21 protein-coding genes, 1 pseudogene and 1 riboswitch are annotated in these 25,865 nt (G+C 51.3%); of the genes and pseudogenes, 17 read left to right on the top strand and 5 right to left on the bottom strand.

The window, feature by feature from the left end:
- Positions 1 to 47: 47 nt before the first annotated feature.
- Positions 48 to 737, top strand: coding sequence for a response regulator transcription factor (locus DW085_RS12390; RefSeq protein ID WP_022359471.1), 690 nt, complete (start codon positions 48 to 50; stop codon positions 735 to 737).
- 195 nt (positions 738 to 932) lie between these two features.
- Here DW085_RS12390 and DW085_RS12385 read toward each other — a convergent pair whose 3' ends face one another.
- Entirely contained in the window at positions 933 to 1,745 is an 813-nt protein-coding gene (locus DW085_RS12385) for a radical SAM protein (protein WP_118492941.1), read from the bottom strand.
- 2 nt (positions 1,746 to 1,747) lie between these two features.
- Positions 1,748 to 4,051, bottom strand: a complete 2,304-nt coding sequence (gene pflB, locus DW085_RS12380) for a formate C-acetyltransferase (protein WP_279221034.1) — start codon at positions 4,049 to 4,051, stop codon at positions 1,748 to 1,750.
- Between the two features lie 84 nt (positions 4,052 to 4,135).
- A riboswitch (ZMP/ZTP riboswitch) is annotated at positions 4,136 to 4,215 on the bottom strand.
- A 254-nt stretch (positions 4,216 to 4,469) separates the two neighbouring features.
- Between pflB and DW085_RS12375 the strand changes: the two genes are divergently transcribed.
- Positions 4,470 to 6,119, top strand: coding sequence for a hypothetical protein (locus DW085_RS12375; protein WP_118492939.1), 1,650 nt, complete (start codon positions 4,470 to 4,472; stop codon positions 6,117 to 6,119).
- Positions 6,120 to 6,215: 96 nt separating this feature from the next.
- Here the strand turns inward: DW085_RS12375 and DW085_RS12370 are convergent, their stop codons facing one another.
- Entirely contained in the window at positions 6,216 to 7,028 is an 813-nt protein-coding gene (locus tag DW085_RS12370) for an amidohydrolase family protein (protein WP_022359467.1), read from the bottom strand.
- A 411-nt stretch (positions 7,029 to 7,439) separates the two neighbouring features.
- Between DW085_RS12370 and DW085_RS12365 the strand changes: the two genes are divergently transcribed.
- Positions 7,440 to 9,086, top strand: a complete 1,647-nt coding sequence (locus tag DW085_RS12365) for a DEAD/DEAH box helicase (protein WP_107000818.1) — start codon at positions 7,440 to 7,442, stop codon at positions 9,084 to 9,086.
- A gap of 387 nt (positions 9,087 to 9,473) precedes the next feature.
- Here the strand turns inward: DW085_RS12365 and DW085_RS12355 are convergent, their stop codons facing one another.
- The gene (locus tag DW085_RS12355) at positions 9,474 to 10,793 is read right to left on the bottom strand and encodes an aspartate kinase (RefSeq protein ID WP_107000817.1); all 1,320 of its coding nucleotides are present in this window, start codon (positions 10,791 to 10,793) and stop codon (positions 9,474 to 9,476) included.
- A gap of 35 nt (positions 10,794 to 10,828) precedes the next feature.
- On the bottom strand, positions 10,829 to 11,341 hold the full coding sequence (gene lepB / locus DW085_RS12350; protein WP_243023749.1) for a signal peptidase I: 513 nt from the start codon (positions 11,339 to 11,341) through the stop codon (positions 10,829 to 10,831).
- Between the two features lie 549 nt (positions 11,342 to 11,890).
- On the opposite strand from lepB, the gene glgB reads away from it, so the two are divergent.
- From glgB to DW085_RS12290, 14 genes and pseudogenes are all read left to right on the top strand, one after another.
- The gene (gene glgB / locus DW085_RS12345) at positions 11,891 to 14,413 is read left to right on the top strand and encodes a 1,4-alpha-glucan branching protein GlgB (RefSeq protein WP_243034024.1); all 2,523 of its coding nucleotides are present in this window, start codon (positions 11,891 to 11,893) and stop codon (positions 14,411 to 14,413) included.
- A gap of 21 nt (positions 14,414 to 14,434) precedes the next feature.
- Positions 14,435 to 15,010, top strand: coding sequence for a mechanosensitive ion channel family protein (locus DW085_RS20605; RefSeq protein ID WP_347475078.1), 576 nt, complete (start codon positions 14,435 to 14,437; stop codon positions 15,008 to 15,010).
- 14 nt (positions 15,011 to 15,024) lie between these two features.
- Entirely contained in the window at positions 15,025 to 15,324 is a 300-nt protein-coding gene (locus DW085_RS20600; protein ID WP_347475077.1) for a hypothetical protein, read from the top strand.
- Between the two features lie 43 nt (positions 15,325 to 15,367).
- Complete coding sequence (locus DW085_RS12335) at positions 15,368 to 15,931, top strand: HD domain-containing protein (RefSeq protein ID WP_118469051.1); 564 nt, start codon at positions 15,368 to 15,370, stop codon at positions 15,929 to 15,931.
- A 141-nt stretch (positions 15,932 to 16,072) separates the two neighbouring features.
- Positions 16,073 to 16,752 (top strand): annotated as a pseudogene (cysE, locus tag DW085_RS12330) (serine O-acetyltransferase).
- Positions 16,753 to 16,834: 82 nt separating this feature from the next.
- On the top strand, positions 16,835 to 18,406 hold the full coding sequence (locus DW085_RS12325; protein WP_118469053.1) for an SPOCS domain-containing protein: 1,572 nt from the start codon (positions 16,835 to 16,837) through the stop codon (positions 18,404 to 18,406).
- 467 nt (positions 18,407 to 18,873) lie between these two features.
- On the top strand, positions 18,874 to 19,146 hold the full coding sequence (locus tag DW085_RS12320; RefSeq protein WP_118469055.1) for a GIY-YIG nuclease family protein: 273 nt from the start codon (positions 18,874 to 18,876) through the stop codon (positions 19,144 to 19,146).
- Between the two features lie 282 nt (positions 19,147 to 19,428).
- Positions 19,429 to 20,241: a metallophosphoesterase gene (locus DW085_RS19860; protein WP_243034023.1), complete on the top strand. Its 813-nt coding sequence runs from the start codon at positions 19,429 to 19,431 to the stop codon at positions 20,239 to 20,241.
- Positions 20,193 to 20,891, top strand: a complete 699-nt coding sequence (locus tag DW085_RS19855; RefSeq protein ID WP_243034022.1) for a hypothetical protein — start codon at positions 20,193 to 20,195, stop codon at positions 20,889 to 20,891. Before DW085_RS19860 ends, DW085_RS19855 begins: the two co-directional genes overlap by 49 nt.
- 24 nt (positions 20,892 to 20,915) lie before the next feature.
- Positions 20,916 to 21,413 carry an 8-oxo-dGTP diphosphatase gene (locus DW085_RS12310; protein WP_107000811.1) on the top strand — a complete coding sequence of 166 codons (498 nt, stop codon included), beginning with the start codon at positions 20,916 to 20,918 and terminating at the stop codon, positions 21,411 to 21,413.
- Positions 21,414 to 21,791: 378 nt separating this feature from the next.
- Complete coding sequence (locus DW085_RS12305) at positions 21,792 to 22,808, top strand: LysR family transcriptional regulator (protein ID WP_117796510.1); 1,017 nt, start codon at positions 21,792 to 21,794, stop codon at positions 22,806 to 22,808.
- On the top strand, positions 22,808 to 23,305 hold the full coding sequence (locus tag DW085_RS12300; protein ID WP_118492938.1) for a pyridoxamine 5'-phosphate oxidase family protein: 498 nt from the start codon (positions 22,808 to 22,810) through the stop codon (positions 23,303 to 23,305). The genes DW085_RS12305 and DW085_RS12300 overlap by 1 nt, the downstream gene beginning before the upstream one ends.
- Complete coding sequence (locus DW085_RS12295) at positions 23,302 to 25,023, top strand: metallophosphoesterase (RefSeq protein ID WP_118492936.1); 1,722 nt, start codon at positions 23,302 to 23,304, stop codon at positions 25,021 to 25,023. The genes DW085_RS12300 and DW085_RS12295 overlap by 4 nt, the downstream gene beginning before the upstream one ends.
- Positions 24,986 to 25,864, top strand: coding sequence for a radical SAM protein (locus tag DW085_RS12290; protein ID WP_118492934.1), 879 nt, complete (start codon positions 24,986 to 24,988; stop codon positions 25,862 to 25,864). Before DW085_RS12295 ends, DW085_RS12290 begins: the two co-directional genes overlap by 38 nt.
- Position 25,865 lies beyond the last annotated feature (1 nt).

The raw sequence follows: 25,865 nt of genomic DNA, 5'->3' as shown, positions 1-25,865 counted from the left end.
ATTTGAAGTTTGGTCGTTTAAATAAAAACAGCAGGAGGAATTCACAGATGAGCAGAATATTAATCGTAGAAGACGAGGAGAGTATTGCAGAGCTGGAAAAAGATTATCTGGAGCTTTCTGGTTTTGAGGTTGAGATAGAAAATAATGGAGAAACGGGACTGAAACGCGGCATGGAGGAAGATTTTGATCTTCTGATTCTTGATCTGATGCTGCCAGGGGTCGATGGCTTCGAGATCTGCAAGAAGATCCGGGAAGTAAAAAACACACCGATCATCATGGTATCTGCGAAAAAGGACGATATTGACAAGATCCGCGGTCTGGGACTGGGCGCGGACGATTATATCACGAAACCATTCAGTCCGAGCGAGATGGTGGCGCGTGTCAAGGCGCATCTGGCGCGTTATGAGCGCCTGATCGGCAGCGGTATGCCGGAAAACGAGATCATCGAGATCCGGGGACTCAAGATTGATAAGACTGCCCGCCGCGTTTACATCAACGGCGAGGAGAAGAACTTCACGACGAAGGAATTTGACCTGCTGACCTTTTTAGCACAGAACCCGAACCATGTATTTACCAAGGAAGAACTCTTCCGCGAGATCTGGGATATGGAGTCATTGGGAGATATCGCGACGGTTACCGTGCATATTAAGAAGATCCGTGAGAAGATCGAGTTCAACACGGCGAAACCGCAGTATATTGAGACGATATGGGGTGTTGGATACCGGTTTAAAGTCTGATGACTGGGTAAGCCACATAAAAACGACCCTTGGGAAACGCAAACAGGAGCGCTTTCCAAGGGCCGTTTTATATTTCATAGGAAATTGCGTCCTATGAAATATAAAATGCTCCGCGAGGATGCGCACTCGCGCGAAGCAGAAACATGTCGCAAGCGACCGCGTGAGACGCCCGAAGGTGCCAAGGCACATTCTTTTTCATCCCAACAAGATTTGGCTTGCCCGCTTCAGATCGTTCTCGTCCGGGATACGGATGTCGGACAGGGAATAGGGAATGCCGAGCGTTTCCCATTTATAGATGCCGAGCGTGTGGTATGGGAGAATTTCTACCTTTTCCACATTTGAAAGTGTGTCCAGAAATGCACGGATTCCATGCAGGTTGGCCGGATCATCGGTAATGCCGGGGACTAAAACATGCCGGATCCACAGGGGCTTATGAATCTGGTCTAAAAACCGGGCAAAGGAAAGAATGGATTCGTTGGAGTGCCCAGTCAGAAGACGATGTTTTTCCGGATCGATGTGTTTCAGATCCAGAATAACAAGATCGGTGTGCTCTAAAAGCGTGGTCAGGTGGGAAAAGAAAGGTTCGGCGGTGGTAAATGGCTGTCCCGCGGTGTCCAGTGTGGTGTGAATGTGCTGTTCTTTGGCAAGCTGGAAAAGTTCACATAAAAAGTCAGCTTGAAGGAGCGGTTCTCCGCCGCTGACGGTGATGCCGCCGCCCCCGCGCCAGTAACTCCGGTAGCGGAGTGCCTGGCGAAGAAGTGCTTCCGGGGTGATTTCCTGCGAACCGGTGTGTTTAGATGGGCAAGAAACACCTTCGAAAAGAGCGGATGTGCCGGAGGTGTGGGTGGAGACGTCCGGGAGGGAAAGTTCCTTTGGCAGTACCCATGTATCCGGATTGTGGCAGTAGCGGCAGCGCATGAGACAGCCCTGCATGAATACCACGAAGCGGACACCGGGACCGTCTACGGAGCCGAAGGTATCGATGGAATGAATATAACCGGTATGCATCGTTACAGCACCTCGTGGCAGGTACGGGCGATCACGTCGAGCTGCTGTTCTCTGGTCAGATTGATAAATTTAACGGCATATCCGGAAACACGGATGGTGAAGTTGGCATATTCCGGTTTTTCCGGGTGTTCCATCGCGTCCTTCAGTTTTTCGATTCCAAAGACATTTACATTTAAATGATGCGCGCCCTGATCAAAATATCCGTCCAGGACGTGAACCAGGTTATTTTTCCGTTCTGTCTCGGAGTGACCGAGCGCCCCCGGTGCAATCGTTTCTGTGTTGGAGATGCCGTCGAGCGCATATTCATATGGAAGCTTTGCGACCGAGTTTAAAGAAGCGAGCAGACCGTTCTGCTCTGCGCCGTAGGAAGGAGTTGCGCCTGGGGCAAACGGGGTGAATGCCGGCCGTCCGTCCGGAAGTGCGCCGGTTGCCTTGCCATATACAACATTGGAGGTGATCGTGAGGATCGAGGTGGTTGCCTCGGAATTCCGGTAGGTGTGGTATTTTTTTACTTTATGTAAAAAGGTTTTTAACAGCCATACGGCAATCTCGTCGGCGCGGTCGTCATCATTTCCGTAGCGTGGGAAATCGCCCTCTGTCTCAAACTTGCGGGCGATGCCGTATTCATCACGGATGACCTTCACTTTTGCATACCGGATCGCGGAGAGAGAATCGACCACGTGGGAGAAACCGGCAATTCCGGTGGCAAAGGTACGCCGGACATCCGTGTCGATCAACGCCATCTCAGCGGACTCATAGTAATATTTATCGTGCATATAGTGAATCAAATTGAGGATATTCACATAAATGCCCGCCAGCCAGTCCAGCATCTGATCGTATTTATGCATGACTTCCTGATAATCGAGGTATTCGGATGTGATCGGCGCATACGCTGGACCAACCTGCATCGGACGTCCGTCTTTGGCAGTGTATTTCTCGTCTCTGCCTCCGTTGATGGCATAGAGAAGGCATTTGGCAAGATTGGCACGGGCGCCGAACAGCTGCATTTCCTTGCCTGTCTGGGTGGCGGAGACGCAACAGCAGATGCTGTAGTCGTCCCCCCAGATCGGACGCATGACATCGTCGTTTTCATACTGGATCGAGGATGTGTTGATGGAGATTTTGGCAGCATATTTCTTAAATGCCTCTGGCAGGCGGGAAGAGTAAAGGACGGTCAGGTTTGGTTCCGGGGACGGTCCCATATTTTCCAGCGTATGTAAAAAGCGGAAATCGTTTTTCGTTACCATCGGACGCCCGTCTTGTCCCAGACCGGCAACTTCCAGCGTTGCCCAGACCGGATCGCCGGAGAAAAGTTGGTTGTAGGATGGGATCCGGGCAAATTTTACCATGCGGAATTTCATTGTCATATGGTCGATTAATTCCTGCGCCTCGATCTCGGTCAGTGTTTGTTCTGTTAAATCCCGGTTGATGTAGATATCAAGGAAGGTGGAAATGCGTCCGACACTCATGGCGGCACCGTTCTGGGTCTTAACGGCAGCGAGGTAACCGAAGTAGAGCCACTGGACGGCTTCTTTGGCATTGGAAGCCGGACGGGAGATATCAAAACCATAGATGGCAGCCATCTCCTGAATGTCCTTTAGAGCGCGGATCTGCTCGGCGATCTCTTCCCGCTGGCGGATGATGTCATCAAACATGGCGCCATTTCCACAGCGTTCCAGATCCTTTTTCTTTTCCTGAATTAGGAAATCGATTCCGTACAGGGCGATCCGGCGGTAGTCGCCTACGATCCGGCCGCGTCCATAGGTATCCGGAAGTCCGGTGACGATATGGCAGTGGCGGGCGGTTTTCATTTCCGGGGTATATGCATCGAAGACGGCCTGGTTGTGGGTTTTATGGTATTCGGTAAAGATTTTATGAAATTTTGGATTGACATGGTAGCCGTAGGTTTTGGCGGCTTCCTCCGCCATCTTGATTCCGCCGAACGGCATAAAAGCCCGCTTGAGTGGTTTGTCGGTCTGAAGTCCGACGATGCGTTCCAGATCTTTAAGCTCCGGATCGATATATCCCGGACCATAGGCGGTCAGGCTGGATACGATTTCAGTTTCGCATTCGAGCACACCGCCCTTTTCGTGCTCTTTCTTCTGAAGCTTTTGAAGGCGTTCCCAGAGCAGATGAGTGGCACTGGTTGGGGCAGCGAGAAAGCTTTCATCGCCATCATATTGCGTATAGTTGTTCTGGATGAAATCGCGGACGTTCACTTCGTCGGTCCATTTGGAGCCCAGAAAACCTCTCCAGGCTGTTTGAAAGATAGGTGTGTTTTGGAATGTTTGATACATAGCAGACATGTGTTTACCTCCTGGTTGAAAAATTTCGATCCCAGCAGAGACAGTGAGAGTGAAAAAAAGTAAAAAAAATACCCACGGTCTGTGCTGTGACGCCCAGACGGTCGGCAATTTCCAGTCATACTTCATGTGGTTGATCCACTTATCCGTCAGTTGTATGACTGCTATGTTTAAGATATATCAGAACCGAAGAGGAATGTCAAGCTATATTTTGGGGAAGAGGTAACGGTTCAAATCCGTAGCTGTTCACAGTAACAAAAAGAGTGCCGGAAAGAGTGGACATTTGGCAAATGACTTGATAAAATGAGTGAAGTTTTAGGGGAGATGGGAATGAAAAAGGGATAAAAAGTTGCTGGGCACGATGCTTGAACAGTAATGATGAAACCTGAATTTGACAGAAATGACAGAAGAGAGGAAGGAAATGCTGGAAAAATTTTGTGTCGGGTTGGTGCGGATTTTGTTGGGAGGAATTCTTTTTTTCCTGACACTGCTCAGCGCGGTTGTGACCTGCCGGGTCTATGGAGGTTCTGAGATTGTACAGTATGGAAGGGACAGTCTGTTTCTGCACCTGTTTTTTGGTGCGGGTGTGATTGGACTGACGGTGTTTTACAGGCGGAGAAAGGAACGAAAGTGCCGGAAGAACCAGTGGCTTCTTTTATCGGCTGCTGCCTATCTTTTTTGGATTCTCCTTGTCCCGTCCTGGGGCGGTTCTGACTCTCATCAGTGTATGGCGTCCGCGCAGGGACTTCTGCAGGGCGATTTCAGCGCCTGGGAGCCGGTGGCGTATTCGTATGGGACAGCGGAAGGACCGCTTGGGTATGCGTACACTTACCCGTCTCAGAACGGGCTGATTCTCTATATGGCAGTGCTGGTATTTTTCTTTGGGGATGTGGCGTATGCAGTTTTCCAGATTTTAAATATCGGTTTTTTTATTCTGGGAATCGTGAGCCTGCAGCGGATGACGGTACGGGGAAACGAAAGGTGCAGCCTGCTTTTGTGGATGGCGTGCTGTCTGCCATTTTCTTTCTATATCCTCTTCGTGTACGGTACGATGCCAGGATTTGGACTTTCGTGTCTGGCGATGGAACGTCTGGTGCGGTATGTGGAAGAGGGGCGGGGAAGAGACTTCTGGATTGGCGCGGCAGCAGTAGCGGCGGCGGTGATCCTCAAGTCGAATTATGAGATTGTGCTGGTGGCGCTGTTTTTGTATCTGGCATCCTCGGGAGTCTTTCGAAGGAAAGCACGCCTGCTGGTGGCAGCGGTGCTTCTGATTACAGTGTATGTGATTGGAAACCGGGGGATTCAAACAGGAATTTCTTCTGTGACCGGACGCACGGTATCGGACGGTGCGCCGATGATTGCCTGGGTGCAGATGGGACTGGAGGAGAGCAAACGTGGACCGGGCTGGTACAATGGCTATCAGGTAAAACTCTTTCAGAAGGCAGATGGGGATGCGGATCTGGCGGCCGCATGGGCGCAGGCAGATTTGCGGAAAACGATTTCAGATATGGCAGAGGAACCGGCGAAAGCCGCTGATTTCTTTGTTCGGAAGATCGAGTCAATCTGGGCGGAACCGACCTTTCAGAGTCTCTGGATCCAGGAGGTGGGAAATACCTCCTGGGCGGAGGAAAGCCCGCCATGGGAGCTTTTCAAGGAAGAAGGGGGTCTGAACCGGCTCTATGTTTTTGCGGCGAATCTGTTGCAGACGTTTGTGTATGCGATGGCGTGTGTATGGGTGATTGCCGGGATGAGTGCCAAAGGAAGCCGAAGTAAGCATGTCCTGATGAAACGAACATGGGAAAAGAGGATAGAAGCAGAAAAAACTGTGAAGGCTGTGAAAAAACAGGGAATGGAAACGGTCTGGGAGAGGCAGGAACGTGGAGAACCGGACAGATGGGGGATGCTGCTTCCGGGAATCGTGTTTATTGGGGGATTCCTGTTCCATCTGGTCTGGGAGGCGAAGGGGCAGTATTCGGTGGTGTATTTTATGCTGCTGCTGCCGTATGCGTATCTGGGGATGGAAAGAGTGGCGGATGTGTTTTTAGATGTGACAGGTGCCGGGAAAGAATGATGTTTTGAGATAAAAAAGATACTGGGAACAGCCTGAAATAAGCCGTTTTCAATATCTTTTTTATGGTTTAAAAGAGCTATGATTTCTAAAAATCCATTAAAAATTGCAATGATAAATCCGCTCCGCCGCCTGATAGAACACAGTTTCCCAATATTTTTCCGGAATCAGCCGTTTCGTAATTTCGATGTAATCTTCATAGTTGGCGAGCGGCCAGTCGGTGCCGAACATGAGCTTATCATAGTCGCGGATGTAGGCAAGCCAGGTTTTCAGGGTGCTGATATACCCGCTCTGCTCTTCCAGAAACTCCGGAATGTCAAATTTGCCCTCTAAAAGCCCAGAGAGGTCGGCGGCGACATTTTCATTTTTCTCGACAACGGCGGCGGCATCCATCAGCCACGGGTTGCCGAAGTGGCACATGACGAACTGGACATCCGGATGGCGGACGGCGGCTTCATCGAGGGTCAGCGGATGGCTGTATTTGATGAATGCTTTGGAACCGGCGGTCTGTCCGGTGTGGATGGCAACCGGCTTTTTGTACGCCTTGGCGAGGTCGTAGATCGGTTCGAAGCGCTCGTCGGTAACGTAGATGGAATCATATCCCGGGTAGAGTTTGATGCCGACGCAGGTATTCCGTTTTAAGTTTTCTTCGACAAGATCGCATGTCTTTTGAATCTTTTCCGGCGTCAGTTTTCGTGCTTCGACGCCGACGCAATAGCGCAGAAAATCCGGGTATGTGTGATTATCCGGGTGAACGCCGCGGTTTCCCATGACGATGCCGCCGACGATATTATATTTCTGAAAGCATTCCCGCAGATGCTCTTCATTATTGATATGACCGGCTTCGATGGCAATCTCATCGAAATGCGGGTAACCGGGACAAAAGTGCAAATGTGAATCAATGATTTTCATAATGATAACAGGCGCCTGTATCAAAAACCTTTTGGAAAAAGAACGGCGCTGTCCTCCTTTCTGCTGTGATGTATGTCTGGAAGTTTTGAGAAAATCCGGTGCAACAAAACTTCGGGTGTATATAAATAAGAAATGCAGTGACAGTCCGGCAGGTTCATAGAGCATGCAGCAACTGTATGAAATCAACTGTTAGTGTAGTCCCAAATGGGGTGGATGTCAAATTTTTCTCCATCTGTTTGACATCCACACTATGATCTGGTATAGTGATAGCTATGCGTATTGCAAAGGGGCAAACTGCCTCTTTCTTTTTTTGTAAATATTCCGGAAGAATGCAAAAAAGATAACTAATATGATATATGAAATGTATCTCCGGAATGTGCAGACCGTTAATCAGACAATGAAAGGAATAGAATGGAAACAATCAGATTTGAAGATTTAGAGTTAGATGCAAAGATCATGCGTGCGATCACCGATATGGGGTTCGAGGCGGCTTCTCCGATTCAGGGACAGGCGATTCCGCTGGAACTGCAGGGACTGGATATCATCGGACAGGCACAGACTGGTACCGGTAAGACGGCTGCGTTTGGTATTCCGCTGTTACAGAAGATCGATCCGAAGAATAAGAAGCCGCAGGCGATCATTCTCTGCCCGACCCGTGAACTTGCCATCCAGGTATCTGAGGAGATCCGCCGCCTGGCAAAATACATGCACGGTGTCAAGGTTCTGCCGATCTACGGCGGACAGGAGATCGGACGTCAGATCCGTTCCCTCAAGGATGGTGTGCAGGTTATCATCGGTACGCCGGGGCGTGTGATGGATCACATGCGCCGCAAAACCGTCAAGATGGATCAGATCCACACGGTTGTCCTCGACGAGGCGGACGAGATGCTGAACATGGGCTTTTTAGAGGATATGGAAACCATCTTAAGCGCACTGCCGGAGGAGAGACAGACGCTGATGTTCTCAGCGACGATGCCGCAGGCGATTCAGCGGATCGCGACGAACTTCCAGAAAGATCCGCAGATTGTGCGCGTGGTCAAGAAAGAGCTGACCGTTCCGAAGGTAACCCAGTATTATTATGAAGTAAAACCGAAGAATAAGCTGGAGGTTATGTGCCGTCTGCTGGATCTCTATGATCCGAAGCTCTCAGTGGTATTTTGCAACACGAAAAAGCAGGTCGATGAGCTGGTACAGGGCTTACAGGGACGCGGCTATTTTGCAGAAGGGCTTCACGGCGATTTGAAACAGGAGCAGCGTGACCGTGTCATGCGTGCATTCCGTACCGGACGGACGGACATTCTGGTGGCAACGGATGTGGCAGCCCGCGGTATCGACGTCGATGACGTTGAGGCGGTATTCAACTATGATGTACCGCAGGATGACGAGTATTATGTACACCGTATCGGACGTACTGGACGTGCCGGACGCGAGGGCAAGGCGTTTAACCTCGTAGTTGGCAAAGAGGTTTACAAGCTGCGCGAGATCCAGCGCTACTGCAAGACCCGCATCATTCCGCAGGCGATTCCGTCTCTGGACGATGTGACCTCCATCAAGGCAGATAAGATTCTCGACCAGGTGGGCGAGGTGCTGCAGGACAGCGATCTGAGCAAGGTGATCGATATTGTAGAAAAACGTGTGCTGGAAGAGGACTACACGACGCTCGATCTGGCAGCAGCGCTGCTCAAAATGATGATGGGCGAAGAGGGCGAGGAGCTCTTAGAGGAGAACCGCCCGCTGCGTGAGCTGGAGGATCTCGAGGATGAGAGCCGCCGCAGCCGTGGTGGAAGAAACGGCAGAGGAAGCCGTGGCAGAAATGAGGACGTAGCGCGTCTCTTCATCAACATCGGAAAGAACCAGGGCATCCGTCCGGGCGATATCCTCGGTGCGATCGCCGGAGAATCCGGCATGCCGGGACGTATGGTCGGAAGTATCGATATGTTCGATAATTACACATTCGTCGAGGTGCCGAGAGAGCATGCGGACGTTGTACTGCAGGCGATGCGCGGTGCGAAGATCAAGGGCAAGAACGTGCATATGGAGAAGGCGAACCGGAAGTAAAGAGCATATTGAAATTATATTTGGCATATGCTATAATGCCATTAGGCGAAAAGACAAAAGTGTTCAAAGTGGCACAAAAACAAATCCCTCAGGTGCGGGCACACCTGAGGGATTTTATTCCATTTGGGCGAGGTGGCTTAAGCCTCTGGCTGACTACCTAACGATGTCCGTCCAACCACTTGCATATGTAATAGGCGATTACACTTGCCACGACGGACACAAGAAAAGACAGAAATATATTCAAAATGGCACACCCCCTTTCTGCACCTGTCTAGGGGTGGTAGCTGTATTAGTATATCATAAAGATAAAATTATAAAAAGTCATCTTTGAGATGTTTTGTTTGTCTCAAAGATGACTTTTTATCTTAATAACTTTAAAATTTGCTCTTACAGCTCCGCCGTAATAAAAATATCATAAATCGCTTTCACAGCCGCCTCGAAATCTGCGTTCTTCACGCCGATGATGATGTTGAGTTCACTGGAACCCTGGTCGATCATCTTGACGTTGATGCGGGCGTGTGCCAGAGCGGAGAAGATGCGTCCGGCAGTGCCGCGGGTGGACTTCATGCCGCGTCCTACGACGGCGATGAGTGCTAAATCGGACTCAAGCTCGATGGAATCCGGCTGTACCGCGCGGTGGATGTTGGAGATAACGAACTGCTCATGCTGTTCGAATTCGGACTGGTGTACGAAGATGGTCATCGTGTCGATTCCGGACGGCATATGCTCGAAGGAAATGCCGCAGTCCTCGAAGACACCCAGAACTTTTCTCCCAAACCCAATTTCGGAGTTCATCATCGCTTTCTCGATGGTGACAGAGCAGAAACCAGTCTTTCCGGCGATACCGGTGATGGTGTATTTCGGCTTCCGGCAGGTATTCTCGACGATGAGTGTACCCGGATCCTCCGGCTTGTTGGTGTTGCGGATGTTGATCGGGATGCCCTCGCGGCGTACCGGGAAGATGGCATCCTCATGAAGGACGCTGGCACCCATGTAAGCCAGTTCACGCAGTTCTTTGTAGGTGATGGTCTCGATCGGAACCGGATTTTCCACGATGCGCGGGTCGGTTACCAGGAAACCGGATACATCGGTCCAGTTCTCGTAGAGGTCTGCGTGAATCGCGCGGGCTACGATGGAGCCAGTGATATCCGAACCACCGCGGGAGAAGGTGTGGATCGTGCCGTCCGGATTGGACCCGTAGAAGCCTGGGATAACGGCGCGCTCAGTGTGCGCGAGGCGTTCGGACAGCTCTTCATTGGTTTTCTCGGACAGGAATGTACCATTCTCGTCAAAGAAGATTACCTCGGCTGCATCGATGAACTCATAGCCCAGGTAATGGGACATGATGATACCGTTTAAATACTCACCGCGGGAAGCTGCGTAATCGCTGCCTTTTTTTGCGATAAAGTTTTCCTCGATGGTCTTGAACTCATAATCGAGGTTTAAATTCAACTCCAGACCGTCGATGATCTGCTCATAGCGCTCTTTGATGGCGGAGAGAAGCTTGCCGTAGCTTGCGCCGGTGGAAGCTGCCTCGTAGCAGGCATAGAGCATATCGGTTACTTTGGTGTCATTTTTGTTGCGTTTGCCCGGAGCAGACGGTACAACGTAGCGTCTGGATTTATCAGCACGGATAATATCTCCGACTTTTTTGAACTGTTTTGCGCTGGCGAGGGAACTTCCGCCAAACTTTACTACTTTCTTCATGATGTTCTTTGTTCCTTCCTAAAGTAAATATTGGGTTAATTCAGTTTCTGGATCTTCGGAAAATACTGGAACAGTACCTTGGCAACCAGTTTGTCGCGCTTGACGTATTTGTGCGTCCAGCGGCGGGCGTCGTTGGAATAGTTCCGGTTGTCGCCCAGCATGAAATAGCAGCCATCCGGCACTTTGTAGTGCTGCGGTTCCTCCGGTTCCATCGGTTCATGCAGATACGGTTCGTCGAGCGGTGTATCGGAACCATTTAAGTATACCTTGCCGTCTACGATGTCGATCGTGTCGCCCGGCATACCAATGATACGTTTGACATAGTACGTTTTGATGCCTTTCGCTTCATCATCCGGATAAATGAAAATGGCGATGTCACCCCGCTGCGGATCTCCGAATTTGTAGCTTAACCGTGAGCCGATGACGCGGTCGCCAGCCATGATGGTCGTTTCCATCGAGCTGGTCGGGACTTCGCTGTTGGCGATGATGAAATGGTTGACGCAGAATGCGATAATAGCGGCGGCAACCAGGACCTGAATCCAGCTTATGACCTCGTCCTTGAGATTGAAGCCTTCCTTGCGGCTCTTGCCCTTCTTGGATTTTGCGGCATTTCCGGTACCTGAAGCGTTGTTGTTCTCTTCGGGCGTATCTTCCAAATCGTGTTCCGAAGAGTTCTGGCCTGGCTGGTTGATGCCGATTTTTCCGGCGCGGAGTTCATCGAGCATCTCATCCAGTTCCTGATCGGAACGCCCGGAGAAATTGCTTCGGGACGAAATATGGTCTCTATCTTGATCTTCCATATATATCTCCTCTCTCTGCTGTTGCTGTCTGTGTGACGTTATCTTATGGCACTTTCAGTTCCAAAGGTGTCTGCTACGGCAGTAACGTTTGTGCAACGCATGAGCAGTAATGGCTACTGTAATATGGTAACCTTCTGCCATAATAGTGTATATGAGATGCCTTGATTTATCAAGTTTTTTCACGAAATTTCGGGAAAATTCATAAATGTTTTGAAGTGTATGATTGTATTATTGGGCGCGGGATGCTAAAATGAAGCTAAAACCAAAAACCACAAAGGAACGCAAGGGGGCGTATGTATGGATAAAACATTATACGATCTGATGGACTGGGCTGGAATTGAAGAAATTGTCTATTCGGAAGCGGCAAACCCGCACCGGATGCTGGGAGCCCATATGACGCCGGAGGGAATGCTGGTACAGGCGTTTATTCCGACGGCGCGCGATATTACGGTCAAACTTTCGGCAACCGGCAAGCAATACCAGATGGAGATGGCGGACGAGACTGGCTTTTTTGCGGCGCTGATTCCGCGCAAGACTCTGGCGGATTATACCCTCCTTGTGTTTTATGATAATGGTACGTTAAGCGAGATACACGATCCGTATTCCTTTGCACCGCAGTTTACGGAATCGGATTTGAAGAAATTCGAGGCGGGCGTCCACTACAGCATTTATAATAAGATGGGCGCGCATCCGATGACGGTCAAAGGTGTGAGCGGCGTCTATTTTGCAGTCTGGGCGCCGGAAGCGATGCGCGTGAGTGTCGTCGGTGATTTCAACCTGTGGGATGGCAGACGCAGCCAGATGCGGCGGTTGGGAGATTCGGGCGTGTTTGAGATTTTTATCCCGGAGCTAAAAAAGGGCGCTGTTTATAAATATGAAATTAAGTTCAAGAACGGCGACCCGGCGCTGAAGGCGGATCCGTATGCGAACTATGCGGAACTTAGACCGAACACGGCATCCATCGTCTGGGATCTGGACGAATATAAATGGAACGATCAGGACTGGATGAAGAAACGGGCGGCGCTCGACACGAAGACGGCGCCGATGTCGATCTATGAGATGCATCTCGGTTCCTGGATGCGAAAACCGACCGAGGTGGATAAGAGAGGACGCGAGATTGTCGGATCAGAGTTTTACAATTACCGTGAGATCGCGGTCAAGCTGGCGGAATATGTGAAGGAAATGGGGTATACCCATGTGGAACTTCTGCCGGTCATGGAACATCCGCTGGATGCTTCGTGGGGCTATCAGGTGACGGGATATTACGCACCGACCAGCCGCTTCGGCACACCGGATGATTTCATGTATTTTATGGATTACCTGCACGGACAGGGGATTGGCGTTATTCTTGACTGGGTTCCGGCACATTTCCCGCGTGATGCATGGGGCATGGCGCAGTTTGACGGAAGCTGCCTCTATGAGCACAAGGATCCGAGACAGGGGGCGCATCCGCACTGGGGTACGCTGATCTACAACTACGGCAGACCGGGGGTTTCAAACTTCCTGATTGCGAATGCGATGTTCTGGGCGGACCGCTATCACGCGGACGGCATCCGGTTTGATGCGGTGGCGTCGATGCTGTATCTGGATTATGGCAAGAATCCGGGTGAATGGATTGCCAATATGTACGGCGGTCATGAGAATCTGGAGGCGGTCGAGTTCTTAAAGCATCTGAACTCTGTCTTCAGAGGACGCAAGGACGGCGCGATTCTGATTGCCGAGGAATCGACGGCATGGCCGAAGGTTACCGGTGACGTGAAGAACGGCGGTCTTGGCTTTGATTATAAATGGAACATGGGCTGGATGAACGATTTTCTGGGCTATATGGAGCAGGATCCATATTTCCGGTGCCACCACTACAATGAGCTGACCTTCAGCATGATTTACGCCTACAGTGAAAATTTCGTCCTCGTCTTCTCACACGACGAGGTGGTTCACGGAAAAGGTTCCCTGGTCAATAAGATGCCGGGACAGACGTTTGAGGACAAGTTTGCGAACCTGCGGGCGGCATACGGTTTTATGATGGGACATCCGGGCAAGAAACTCCTCTTCATGGGACAGGATTTCGCCCAGATGGATGAGTGGAATGAGAATGCATCGATCGAGTGGGAGCTGCTGCAGTATCCGATCCACAGCCAGATGAAGGAGTATGTGAAGGAGTTAAATCACTTTTATACCAGCCATCCGGCACTCTATCAGAAAGATTATCAGACGGAAGGCTTCGAGTGGATCAACTGCATGGATGCAGCGGACAATATCATTGCATTTCTCCGGCGCGGCGCGGATGAGACACTGCTCTTTGTCTGCAACTTTGCCCCGCAGCTGCATGAGAAGCTGACGGTCGGCGTACCGTTTAAGGGAAAATACAAAGAGATTTTCAACAGCGATGCGGAGAAGTTCGGCGGAAGCGGAAAGGTCAATCCGCGTATGAAGTCCTCGAAGGCAGAGGAATGTGATGGAAAGGAAAATTCCATCACGATCCAGCTGGCGCCGCTTGGCATCAGCGTCTTCAACTGCACGCCGACGGAGCCGGAGAAGAAAGAAAAACCGGCGAAGGCGAAAAAGACGACCCACAGCACTAAGAGTGTAAAAGAAAAGGCTGAAACCGATCTCCAGAGCATGATGACGGATGCAGCGGCGGCATTCAATGGAAAAGCCGGGGGGACAGCTGCTGCGGCAGCAGAACGCCTGGCGGGTATTTCAGATAAGCTGGCAGAGGCGAAGGCGGGGCTTTCCTCCAAGATTATCAGTCTGTCCTCGATTGCGAGACGACAGGCGGGATTGGAAGAAGGTCTGGATAAAAAGGTGGGAAAAGAGTAAGTACAGGAAGGAATGAAATAGATGGCAACAGCGGCAGAGCTGACAGGCGAGGAGATCGCGGCGGTAGCAGAGTCACTATCGGATCCGGCAAATTTGAACGTGGATACGATGGCTGCGATCATGCACCGGATTGGCCCGGGGCTTATGGCATTGGGACAGAAGGTACTGGTGGCGCTCATCATTTTCCTGATTGGACGTAAGGTCATTTCGATGATCGAGAAGATGCTGTCCCGCTCGATGGAGCATGCCGGTATGGATGTGGGTGTGACTCGTTTCCTGCGGGCGCTGACCCAGTTTGTGATGAATGTCTTCCTGCTTTTTATGATTGCAGGGCAGCTTGGCATGGACAGCGCCTCGATTGTGGCGGTTCTTGGCGCGGCAGGTCTTGCGCTGAGTTTGGCGCTCCAGCAGAGTCTTGGAAACTTTGCGGGCGGACTCTTGATTTTAATTATGAAACCGTTCCGGGTGGGGGATTATATCATTTCCCCGTCCGGGGAGGGAAGGGTTTCGATGGTCGGGCTGGTTTACACGACTATCCTGACAACCGATAATAAGGCAATTACCATCCGAATGGCACCCTTTCAAACTCAACCGTGACCAACGTGACGGCGATGGACAAGCGGATGCTGGAACTCAAGGTCGGTATCGCCTATGAGGCAGATATCCGGACGGCAAAGGCAGTGTTAGAGCGCGTTTACAGGGAACATCCGATGGTGAAGAAGGACGAGGACATCAAGGTATTTGTGGACAGCCTGGGCGACAGCAGCGTGGTGCTTGGTATCCGGGGCTGGGTAGAGACGTCCGATTACTGGCAGACGAGATGGGACATTCTGGAACGGATCAAGCTGTCATTTGACGAGGCGGGCATCGAAATTCCATACAACAAGATGGATGTACATTTGAAACAGTAGCAATCGTTTAAACAGTATAAGCAATATAGACAGAGGAACAACCATGATTGACAGAGCGGCAAAATTCGCAGAACAGGCGCATAAGGGCGCACACCGGAAGGGAACCAGAATTCCGTATATCGTTCATCCGCTGGAGACGGCGCTGATTGCGTCGATGCTGACGAACGATGAGGAGATACTGGCAGCGGCACTTCTGCATGATACGATCGAGGACACGGGTGTGACCTACGAGGATTTGAAACAGGAGTTTGGCACCCGGGTTGCGGATCTGGTCGCGGCGGAGAGCGAGGATAAGTCCAAAACCTGGATTGAGCGCAAGGGGCACACGCTGGAACATCTGAAAACAGCGAGTCCGGCGGAGAAGATCCTGACGATGGCGGACAAGCTGAGCAATATCCGCAGCATGGCGCGTGACTATCTGTTGGTCGGGGAGGAGCTCTGGCAGCGGTTTAATATGAAGGACAGAGAGAAACAGGCGTGGTATTACACGTCGATGATAGACCTTTTAAAGGACTTGAATGAGACACCGGAATATCAGGAATATGTGCGTCTCTGCGGCAAGGTATTTGGCGGGATCGCAGGGTGTTGTAGTTTACAAAATATATGAACGGCAGCATAAAAACAACATAGGATGACAATGAGAAACTGCAGCAGCCAGTCAGAAAGAATGGCTGTCGGAGAAGGATGGTAGGTTCTGAGATTTTGCGGAAACGGAAAGGTCATTCAGTTCAGTAAAAGGGGAAGAGACATGATTTTAAAAGATATTTGGATGGATGTAAAAGCGGTTCAGGAGCGAGATCCGGCTGCGAGAAATGCATTGGAGGTACTACTTTTATATCAGGCGTACATGCCCTGATCTGGCACCGGGTGGCGCACTGGTTTTATGAGCACCATATGTTTTTCATTGCGCGCCTGATTTCACAGGTGGCACGTTTCTTTACATTGATTGAGATTCATCCGGGTGCACAGCTCGGACACGGTATTCTGATTGACCACGGCTGCGGCGTTGTCATCGGTGAGACGGCGGTGGTCGGCGACAACTGTACGATTTACCAGGGTGTGACGCTGGGCGGTGTCGGAACACAGAAGGGTAAACGTCATCCGACGCTGGGAAATAATGTGACGGTCGGTTCCGGCGCAAAGATTCTCGGTTCTTTCGAGGTCGGTGATAACTGTTCCGTAGCGGCAAATGCGGTTCTGCTCCGCCCGCTCGAGGAAAATACCACGGCTGTCGGCATTCCGGCGCGTCCGGTCAAGAAGGACGGCGTGGCGCTGCCGAAGAAGCAGAAGATGATCATCGGCGAGGACGATCAGCGTATTTTAGAGCAGATCGACGCGCTCCGGAAAGAGCTTCAGGAACTTAGAGAAGAGTCGGCAAACCTGCGGAAGGAACTGGAGGCAGTGCGGGCAGGACAGGAGAAAGCCTGACACAAAATTATTCATAACGCCCCTTTCGGCTGCATAAATTTCTTTGAGGGAAATGCGTGCGGTTTGGAAAGGGGCGTTTTTTATGATAGAGCTGATCAAAAAAGAGATACATATGAATCGGCAGAGGGGGACGGCGGTGTCGCAGCTGACGCTGGATGATGATTTTATTGTGCCGGATGCGCTGGATGATGCGGTGCAGATACTGCTGTCAGACGGGGAAGTTCAGATAGAAAATTCACGGATTCAGGGAGAAAAGGTGCTGATCCGGGGAAAGCTTGTGTTCCGGGTGCTGTACCGCCGGGAGTCGGGCGGGCTGCAGGCGATGGGCGGGGAGATTCCATTTGAGGAAACGGTCAATGTGCCGGAGCTTTCGGAGCGCGACTATACGCAGATCGTATGGAATATCGAAGATTTGAATATTACCATGATTCATTCGCGCAAGCTGAGCGCCAAAGCGGTGCTGACGCTTACGGTGCGGGCGGAAAGCCGCGTCGATGCGCAGGCTGCCGCGGACGTCGAGACGGACGATGCGGGGCTGCAAGTCCTGAAGAGAAGCGTTCCGGCAGCGACGCTTGCAGTGCGGCGCAAAGATATCTACCGGGTCCGGGAGGAAGTAAGCGTATCGGCAAATAAGCCGAATATTGAGACGATTCTCTGGCAGGAGATGCGTCTTCGGGATGTTTCGGTGCGCCCGTTGGATGGAAAACTGCATCTGGACGGTGAATTGTCGGTGTTCCTGATTTACAGCGGCGAGGGCGAGCACACGCCGGTTCAGTGGTTGGAGGAGAGTATTCCGTTTTCCGGTGAAGTGGAACTCTCGGAGGCGGTGGAGGAGATGATCCCGGCGGTCGGGGTCCGGATTCTTCATGCAGAGGCGGACAAAAAGCCGGACAGCGATGGGGAGATGCGCGAAGTGGAAGTGGAGGCGGTGTTGGAGCTGGACATCCGACTTTATAAAGAAGAATCAGTGGAACTTTTAAGCGATCTCTATTCGACCGGCTGCGAGGTCGTGAGCGAGCAGGGGGAGGTGTGCTTTGACCGGCTTTTGACGCGCAACAGCTGCAAAATGCGGGTGGGCGGAAGCGTTTCTTTTCAGAAACCGGATCGAATTCTGCAGATTTGCCACAGCAGTGGGATTGTCCGGCTGGATGAGAGCCGCCCGTCAGAAAACGGTCTGGCGATCGAGGGAGTGCTGGAAGTCAGTCTCCTGTATCTGACGGATGATGACGCGGCGCCGGTCGGGGCAATTTCTGAGGTTCTGCCATTTTCCGGCACGGTCGAGGCGGAGGGGATCCGGGAAGACTGCGTCTGGCAGTTGAATCTGGGGCTGGAACAGCTCGGCGCGGTGATGCTGGGTGGCGGTGAGGCGGAGGTCAAGGCGCAGCTCACGGTGGAACTGCTTGTATTCCAGCCGATGCAGGAAGCGGTGGTTACATCCGTGCAGACACAGCCGTTCGATTTAAAGCGCTGGGAGCAGCAGCCAGGGATTGTGGGTTATATTGTGCAGCCGGGGGATTCTCTGTGGAAAATTGCAAAAAAATTCCACACGACGGTGGATCAGGTGCGGGAAATGAATGAAATCGACGGGGAGGAAGCCGGTGCAGGGGCGCGGCTGCTTCTGATCAAAGAGGTAACGGCGGGTAACTGTTCATAGGTAGGAATTTTAGAGAGAAAAAATCGTTTCTGTTCACGGGTGGGCACTTTTGGGACCGAAAGTGCCGTAAGAAAACGTGGTGGCAGCAGGAATTTGCCGTATTGAAATTCGAAGCCACGGCAAATTCCGTTACTGGACACGTATGCGTGTACAGTAACAAAAAATCCAGCCGGAATGGTTGCATTTGGGGGAAAACTTTATATACTATTATTGTAACGGTTCAATATCTTCACAGTTACAAGCAAAAATCCATGCAGATTTGACTTTGACAAAGGATTTTCGCCTTGTAAGCCAGGAAAACGCATCCGGCCGGTGCTTGATGATAGATCCGGGGAAGGAGTTTCCCGAACCGGGCGGTGCCCGTGCATTGCAAGGCGCGGCGCCGTTTACATAGGGCATCCGGATGCGTTTTCCTGTGTACTGAGAAATTTTTGTCGGGAGTGCGAACCATAAAGGCAGGATGAGGCATGAATTATACATATCTTTTGCGCTGCGCGGACGGAACCTTGTACTGCGGGTGGACGAACCATCTGGCAGCGCGGGTGGCGGCACACAATGCCGGGAAAGGTGCAAAATACACGAAAACCCGCCGTCCGGTAGTGCTGGCATACTATGAAGAATATGCGACGCGCAGCGAGGCGATGCGCCGGGAGGCAGCGCTCAAGAAACTGACCAAAAAGGAAAAAGAGGCGATGGCAGCGCTGGGACGGACGGAGCTTCCGGTGGATGACGAGACGTAGATATATCGCGCCGGGGCAGATTATGTACGAAGAATTGGTACAAACAATAGCGGTAAAGGCAAGAAACAGCAGTAGAAATTGGTAACTGTTCAGTAGGTCTGCACATTTACTGTGCTGACCGTACGAAAACATGGGCCAGCAGGCAAAAATCCCATTGCCGTAGGCAATTTTTAATGGATTTTTGCGCGTGACTGTGAAGGTACTGAACAGTTACAGAAATTGAAAGATAGAGAGAAAACAGGAGCGGATAGGTACAGTGAGAAAAGGTAGAAGAAACAAAGGATGTATAGTGATGGCAACAGTCCTTCTGGCAGCGCTGCTTGGCGGCTGTTCGTTCTATCGAAGGAGGCAGACGCGACGGAGGTTTCCAGCGAGGCGGAAACGGAAAGTCCGGGTGCCACACAGGAGTCGGAGACTGAGACAGCTGAGACAGAGGAGACACAGGAGAGCCATGAGGCTGCCGAAGACGAAGAAAGCGGGGAAGAGGAAACCGAGGACCATTTCGTGGAAAAGAAGATCGTGGTGGCAACGGATATGCACTATTTTGCCGAGAAACTGGCAGGAAACCGCTGTGATTCCTTTGTCGGAATGGCGAGGGGCGGAGACGGGCGCGTGCTGGAGTACGGCTGGGAGGTCATGGACGCCTTTCTCGATGATATGAAGAAGGAAGATCCAGACCTCCTGATTCTGAGCGGAGATCTGACGCTGGACGGAGAGAAAGCGAGCCATGAGGAACTGGCAGAACTTCTGGAAGGACTCAGCGAGGCGGGAATTGAGGTCGCGGTTATACCGGGAAACCACGATATCAATAACCCGGATGCCCGCCGCTATACGGCGGATGGAGCGGAAAAGGTGGAGTCCATCACAGCGGACGAGTTCCGGGATATCTATGCTGATTTTGGCTATGTAGCGGCGGACAGCCGGGATCCGGCATCGCTGAGTTATCTTTATAAGATAGACAGTGCAAACTGGGTGCTGATGCTGGATTCCTGTCAGTATGAACCGAAAAATGAGGTCGGCGGCATGATCCGCCGGGAAACGTATGAGTGGATGGAGCCGATTCTGGAAGAGGCGGAGCGGGAAGCGCCCGCGTGATATCCGTCAGCCATCATAACCTGCTGGATGAGAGCGGAGTGAGCCGGACCTTTTATGACAACTGTACGATCGAGCACAACGAGGAACTGGTGCGGATGCTGTCGGATCATGGCGTGCGCCTGCACTTGAGCGGACATCTGCATATCCAGCATTATAAGGAAGACGAGGACACGGGCATCTATGAGGTTGTGACGGGTTCCATGGTGATGGCTCCGTGCCATTACGGGATTGTCCGCATCTGGAACGACGGGACCTACCAGTATAATGCGAAACCTGTCGATGTGGACGGCTGGGCGATACGCCACTCGTACCACAACCGAGATCTGGCAGATTTTACGGCTTATTCGGAGTCGATCCTGCGTCGGGCGGCAATCCGCGATGCAATTCGGGATCTGAATCGCCATATCGAGGATCGCCATGCATTTTTTACGGACGAGAAGAAACAGGAAATGGCTTCGTACTACGCGGATCTGTGCGTGAATTATTATGAAGGACGGATGTATCAGATCGAGGAAGCCGCAAAGGAAAATCCTGTGCTGGAAGATTGGAACAAGATCGGCTATGTCAGCGAACTGAGCGATTTTTTGCAGAATATCCTGGAGGACGAGGCGAAGGACTACGGGCATCTGAAGATTCCGAGCGTACATTAAATAAAAATGGAGGTACCAGGAGGCATGGGAGAGACAAAAAAACAGCGTTCGCCGCTGACAACGCTCTGCTACATTGAAAAAGACGATTCATATCTGATGCTGCACCGCATTAAGAAGAAACAGGATGTGAATGAAGGAAAATGGATTGGCGTCGGCGGACATTTTGAGGAGAATGAAAGCCCGGAGAACTGCCTGCTGCGCGAAGTGAAGGAGGAGACAGGGCTGACTCTGACTTCCTGGCGCTTCCGCGGAATCGTGACGTTTATCGCGAAAGGCTGGCCGACGGAATATATGTGCCTGTACACGGCGGATGGATTTGAGGGAACGCTTCGCGAATGTGACGAGGGCGAGCTTGCCTGGGTGGCGAAAAAGGATGTATCGGCTCTGCGGCTCTGGGACGGCGATCGGATCTTTTTGAAGCTTCTGATTGAAAGGGATACGTTTTTTTCATTGAAATTGTCATATGATGGGGACGAGCTGATAGAAACTGAGCTGGACGGGGTAAAAATTACATACAAATAAGCACGCAACTGCGGGTTGGTTGGGGAACGAGGGTTCTGCAGTGCGTGCTCATGAGGAATAATCAATATATGGGAACCGATTTTGGGGAAAATCGGGGTGGTTGGCTATGCCAGAAAGATAAGAAGATGAATTATTTTCTCTTGTTCCTTATCTTTAACTTGATTATATATCATTCATCGTATATAATCAAATATAAATAAGAAGATAATTATTATAAATTTTTTGTTATAGAATCACAAGTGGACAAAAGTGCCGGAAACCCTGTAGATAAAGGGGAAAGAATGGAACAGAATGAGAATGTTCACGGGCGGGAAGTTTCGGGATGAAATATCCCGCAGGATGCAGCGATGAGAAAAAGCAGGGTACATAGGAGGAAACATGTTCGACGGAAAAGAGTATGTATACGCGGTCTACGAGGAAAAGAGTTTTTCGAAGGCGGCGCAGAAACTGTATATTACGCAGCCGGCGTTAAGCACGGCGATCAAGAAGGTGGAGAAAAAGATAGGAACTCCGATTTTTGACCGGAGCACCTCTCCGATCGGACTGACGCCGGGCGGTGAAGTTTATATCGACGCGATCGAAAAGCTGTTTGCGCTGGAACAGAACACGCTCAATCAACTGAATAACTTAAATGGGCTTCTGGCGGGCAAGCTGTCGGTTGGCGGAACGATCTTTTTTACCTCGTTTGTACTTCCGGGCGTGTTGAGCGAGTTTTCCCATCGGTATCCGCAGATCAAGATTGATCTGCAGGAGGGCACGACCACACAGCTGACGGATAAGCTGGTTGCCGAGGAACTGGATCTTTTGATCGATAACTCGGAACTGGATGACAAAAATTATGAAAAGTATTATTATAGCACGGAGAGAATTATTCTGGCTGTTCCGAAGAGTTTTCCGATCAATGAGGAGCTGACCCAGTATCAGCTTACCGCGGAAGATATCCGGGCAGGACGCCACAGTCAGGCGGGGTTCCCGGTACTGCCGCTGCCGCTCTTAAAGAGCACTCCGTTTATCTTCGTTAAAGAGGAAAACAGTATTTACAAGCGCAGCATGAAGATGTGCAGCCGCCAGAATTATTCGCCGAATATTATTATGAAACCGGACCAGGTTGTCTCTGCGTTCAACATGGCAGGACGGGGCGTGGGCGCGACCTTCATCCCGGATGGCCTGATCGTCAATCTTCCATATGAAGTGCCGCTGTGCTTTTACAAGATGAATGAAGAGCTGGCGGTCCGTTACGTTTATTTGTACAAGAAGAGAAATAAATACCTCACGAAGGCGATGGAGGAGTTTATCCGCGTGGCAGTCGGCGACGAGGCGTTCCAGAAGGTACGGGAGCAACGGGAGAAAGAGAATCAGGAGAAGAAAGGTTCGGATAAGAAGGGGGATAAATAATGCGAAGAGGAGAACGTGCGATTGAGTCGAAAGACGGGCAGAAAGCCATTTTGGAACACTGCCGGGTGTGTAGTCTCGCCTTTTCCGGGGATGAATACCCGTATGTGATCCCGTTAAATTATGGTTTTGTGTGGAACGAAGACCAGGAGATGCCGGTGCTGTATTTCCACGGCGCTCCGGTGGGAACGAAGATTGAGCATATGGAGCGCGACAACCGGGTGGCATTCTGTGTGCAGAATGAAAAAGAGATAAAGATTCTGGAACCGGCATGCAGAAGCACGATGATTTATGAGAGTGTCTGCGGGACTGGACGGTTATCCCGTGTGGCTGATCCTGGGGAGAAAGGAGAGGCGCTGACACGGATCATGCAGCAGTATGACCCGGAGGGCGGACCGTATGAGTTTGCTCCGGAGGTGGCGGCGAGAACCACCGTCCTCTGCCTGCAGGTGGAGACGCTGACAGGCAAGAGCAATGCGCCAAAACCTGAGCAGGCATGAAACAGTTAAGACAGATGTCGATTCTGGTGCGGGGGGCACAGCTTCTGCTGCTGGTCCTCGCACTTTTTCTGGTTGTATGGCTGGTGCCGGATGCAGGGAAAAAGCATGCATCCGGGACGGAAGCTTCAGAGGCTGAGGCAGATGGCGGCGATGTGGCGGAGAATGAAAAAAATGGAGCCGCCGGGAATCTGAAGGATGATGAATCATCCGCCGGGGAAGTGATACAGGATGATGCAGATGAGAACGCTTCGGATGGAGAAACAGCTTTAAAGCGCCGGACTTCCCGGAAACAGCTGTATAAAAGAAAAAAAGAGCCCCAGAAGGCACAGGAAGAGACAGTTTATATGCCGCCGACCATCTGGCTGGCGACGGATCTTCACTATCAGTCCCCGCAGATGACAGATTTCCAGTCGGCGTTTGATACCTATACGATGGGAAATGATGGGACGATCGTGCCGTATCTGGATGAGATCACGGAGGCGTTTCTGGAGGAGGTGCGGACGGCGCATCCATCGGCACTGGTTTTGAGCGGAGATCTCTCCCAGAATGGTGAGAAAGCAAACCATGAAGCGCTTGCAGAGAAGCTAGAGCGGGTGCAGGCGGCGGGAATTCCGGTGCTGGTGATTCCGGGCAACCATGATATCAACCACCCGTGGGCGGCAACGTATTTTGATGATCAGGTATCCCCGGCAGAGGGAACAAGTTCGGAAGAGTTTTACCAGATTTACCATAAGTTTGGCTATGATCAGGCGGTGTCCCGGGCTTCGGATTCGCTGAGTTATGTTTACCGCCTGGATGAAAAATATTGGCTGATGATGCTGGACAGCTGCATATGTGAACCGGTCCATGAGACGGGCGGAAAGCTAAGTGAAGAGACGGTTGCGTGGATGAAAATGCAGCTGGAGGAGGCGAAAAAACAGGGTGTGACGGTCATTCCGGTTTCACACCACAATCTGTTGGATGAGAGTACACTCTATCCGGAGGAATGCACGATTGAAAATACGAAAGAAGTGACCGCGCTTCTGGAAACATATGGAGTTCCGGTGTATTTGAGCGGGCATCTGCATTTGCAGAGAATCAAGAAGCATACGTCAAATTTGAACACACCGGGCGGATATGGAATCCGGGAGATAGTGACTTCCCCGCTTCCAATGGCGCCGTGCCAGTACAGTATCCTAAACTGGCAGGCGGATGGCAGTCTGTCCTACCATACAAAAAAGGTAGACATAGCAGGCTGGGCGCAGCGCTACGGGGAAGAAGACGAGAATCTTCTCAATTTTGATGCTTATGCGGATCAGTTTCTGGTAGATGTGATTTCGGAACAGGCGTTTAAGGCGCTGCAGTCGGCATCAAAGGATATCAAAGAAGAGATGGCAAGGCTCTATGCCGATATGAACCGTGATTATTGTTCGGGCACGAAGATTGATGTGGCAAAGATCAGAAAAAGCGAGGCATATCAGTACTGGATCCGTTACAGCGGCAATGATTTCTGGCTGGCAAGGCTGCAGGCGATCCTGAACGATGCCCGGATGGACAACACGGTGCTGGAACTGAAAGCGGGCGTGGATTTCCCGCTGCCGGGGGAGACGATAGAAAACCCGGAGAATGCAGAAAATGAGGAAACTGCCGGAGCAGATGCGGGCAGTCCGGCAGAGGAGATACAGAAAAAGGAGGAATCATATGGACTACGAGGGAATTGTATACAGACCGCCGAGTGAGGCGCGCAGCCTGATCATTCAGGTGACGATCGGATGTGCACACAACACCTGCGGCTTTTGCAATATGTATAAAGAAAAGAAGTTTCGGATCCGGAGCCTGGCGGAGATTCTGGCAGATTTGACGGAGGTTTCGCACAATCCGTATGCGCCGTATATCGAGAAGGTGTTTTTGGCGGACGGCGATGCGCTGGTCATGAAAACAGAGGATCTTCTGGTGATTCTGGATGCGATCCACCGCCTGTATCCGGGCGTGAAGCGGGTGGCTTCCTACGGAACGGCACAGGATATTTTGCGGAAATCGGAAGAAGATCTGATCCGCCTGCGCGAGGCGGGACTCGGAATCGTCTATGTGGGTGCGGAATCCGGCGATAATGAGATTTTAAAATATATCAATAAAGGTGTGACGGCGGAACAGACCATTGAGGCAGGACAAAAACTGAAACGCTGCGGCATCGCGACCTCGGTGACGCTGATTTCGGGGCTTGGCGGACGCGGCAAGGTGGAAGAACACGCCCTGTCCTGTGCGAAACTCATCACGGCGATGAACCCGGAGTACGCATCCTTCCTGACGCTGCGCCTGTACGAGGGCACGCCGATGTATGCGGATGTCGTGGAAGGGCGGTTCCAGCGGATAACTCCGGATGAAATTGTGGATGAAATGGAAATTTTCCTGAAAAATGTGGATTCTCCGGGCACTGTATTCCGGACGAACCATGCGTCGAACTACGTGATTCTGGCGGGAACCTTAAACGGGGATATTCCGGCCATGCTTAAAAAACTGGAGGAGGCAAAGAGAACGCATCATTACCGGAAATTCCGGGAGACCGGCGATCTCTTATAAG

The sequence above is a fragment of the Clostridium sp. AF50-3 genome, assembly GCF_003477445.1.
Classification (GTDB): domain Bacteria; phylum Bacillota; class Clostridia; order Lachnospirales; family Lachnospiraceae; genus Otoolea; species Otoolea fessa.
This window is presented reverse-complemented; position numbering and strand designations above follow the sequence as displayed.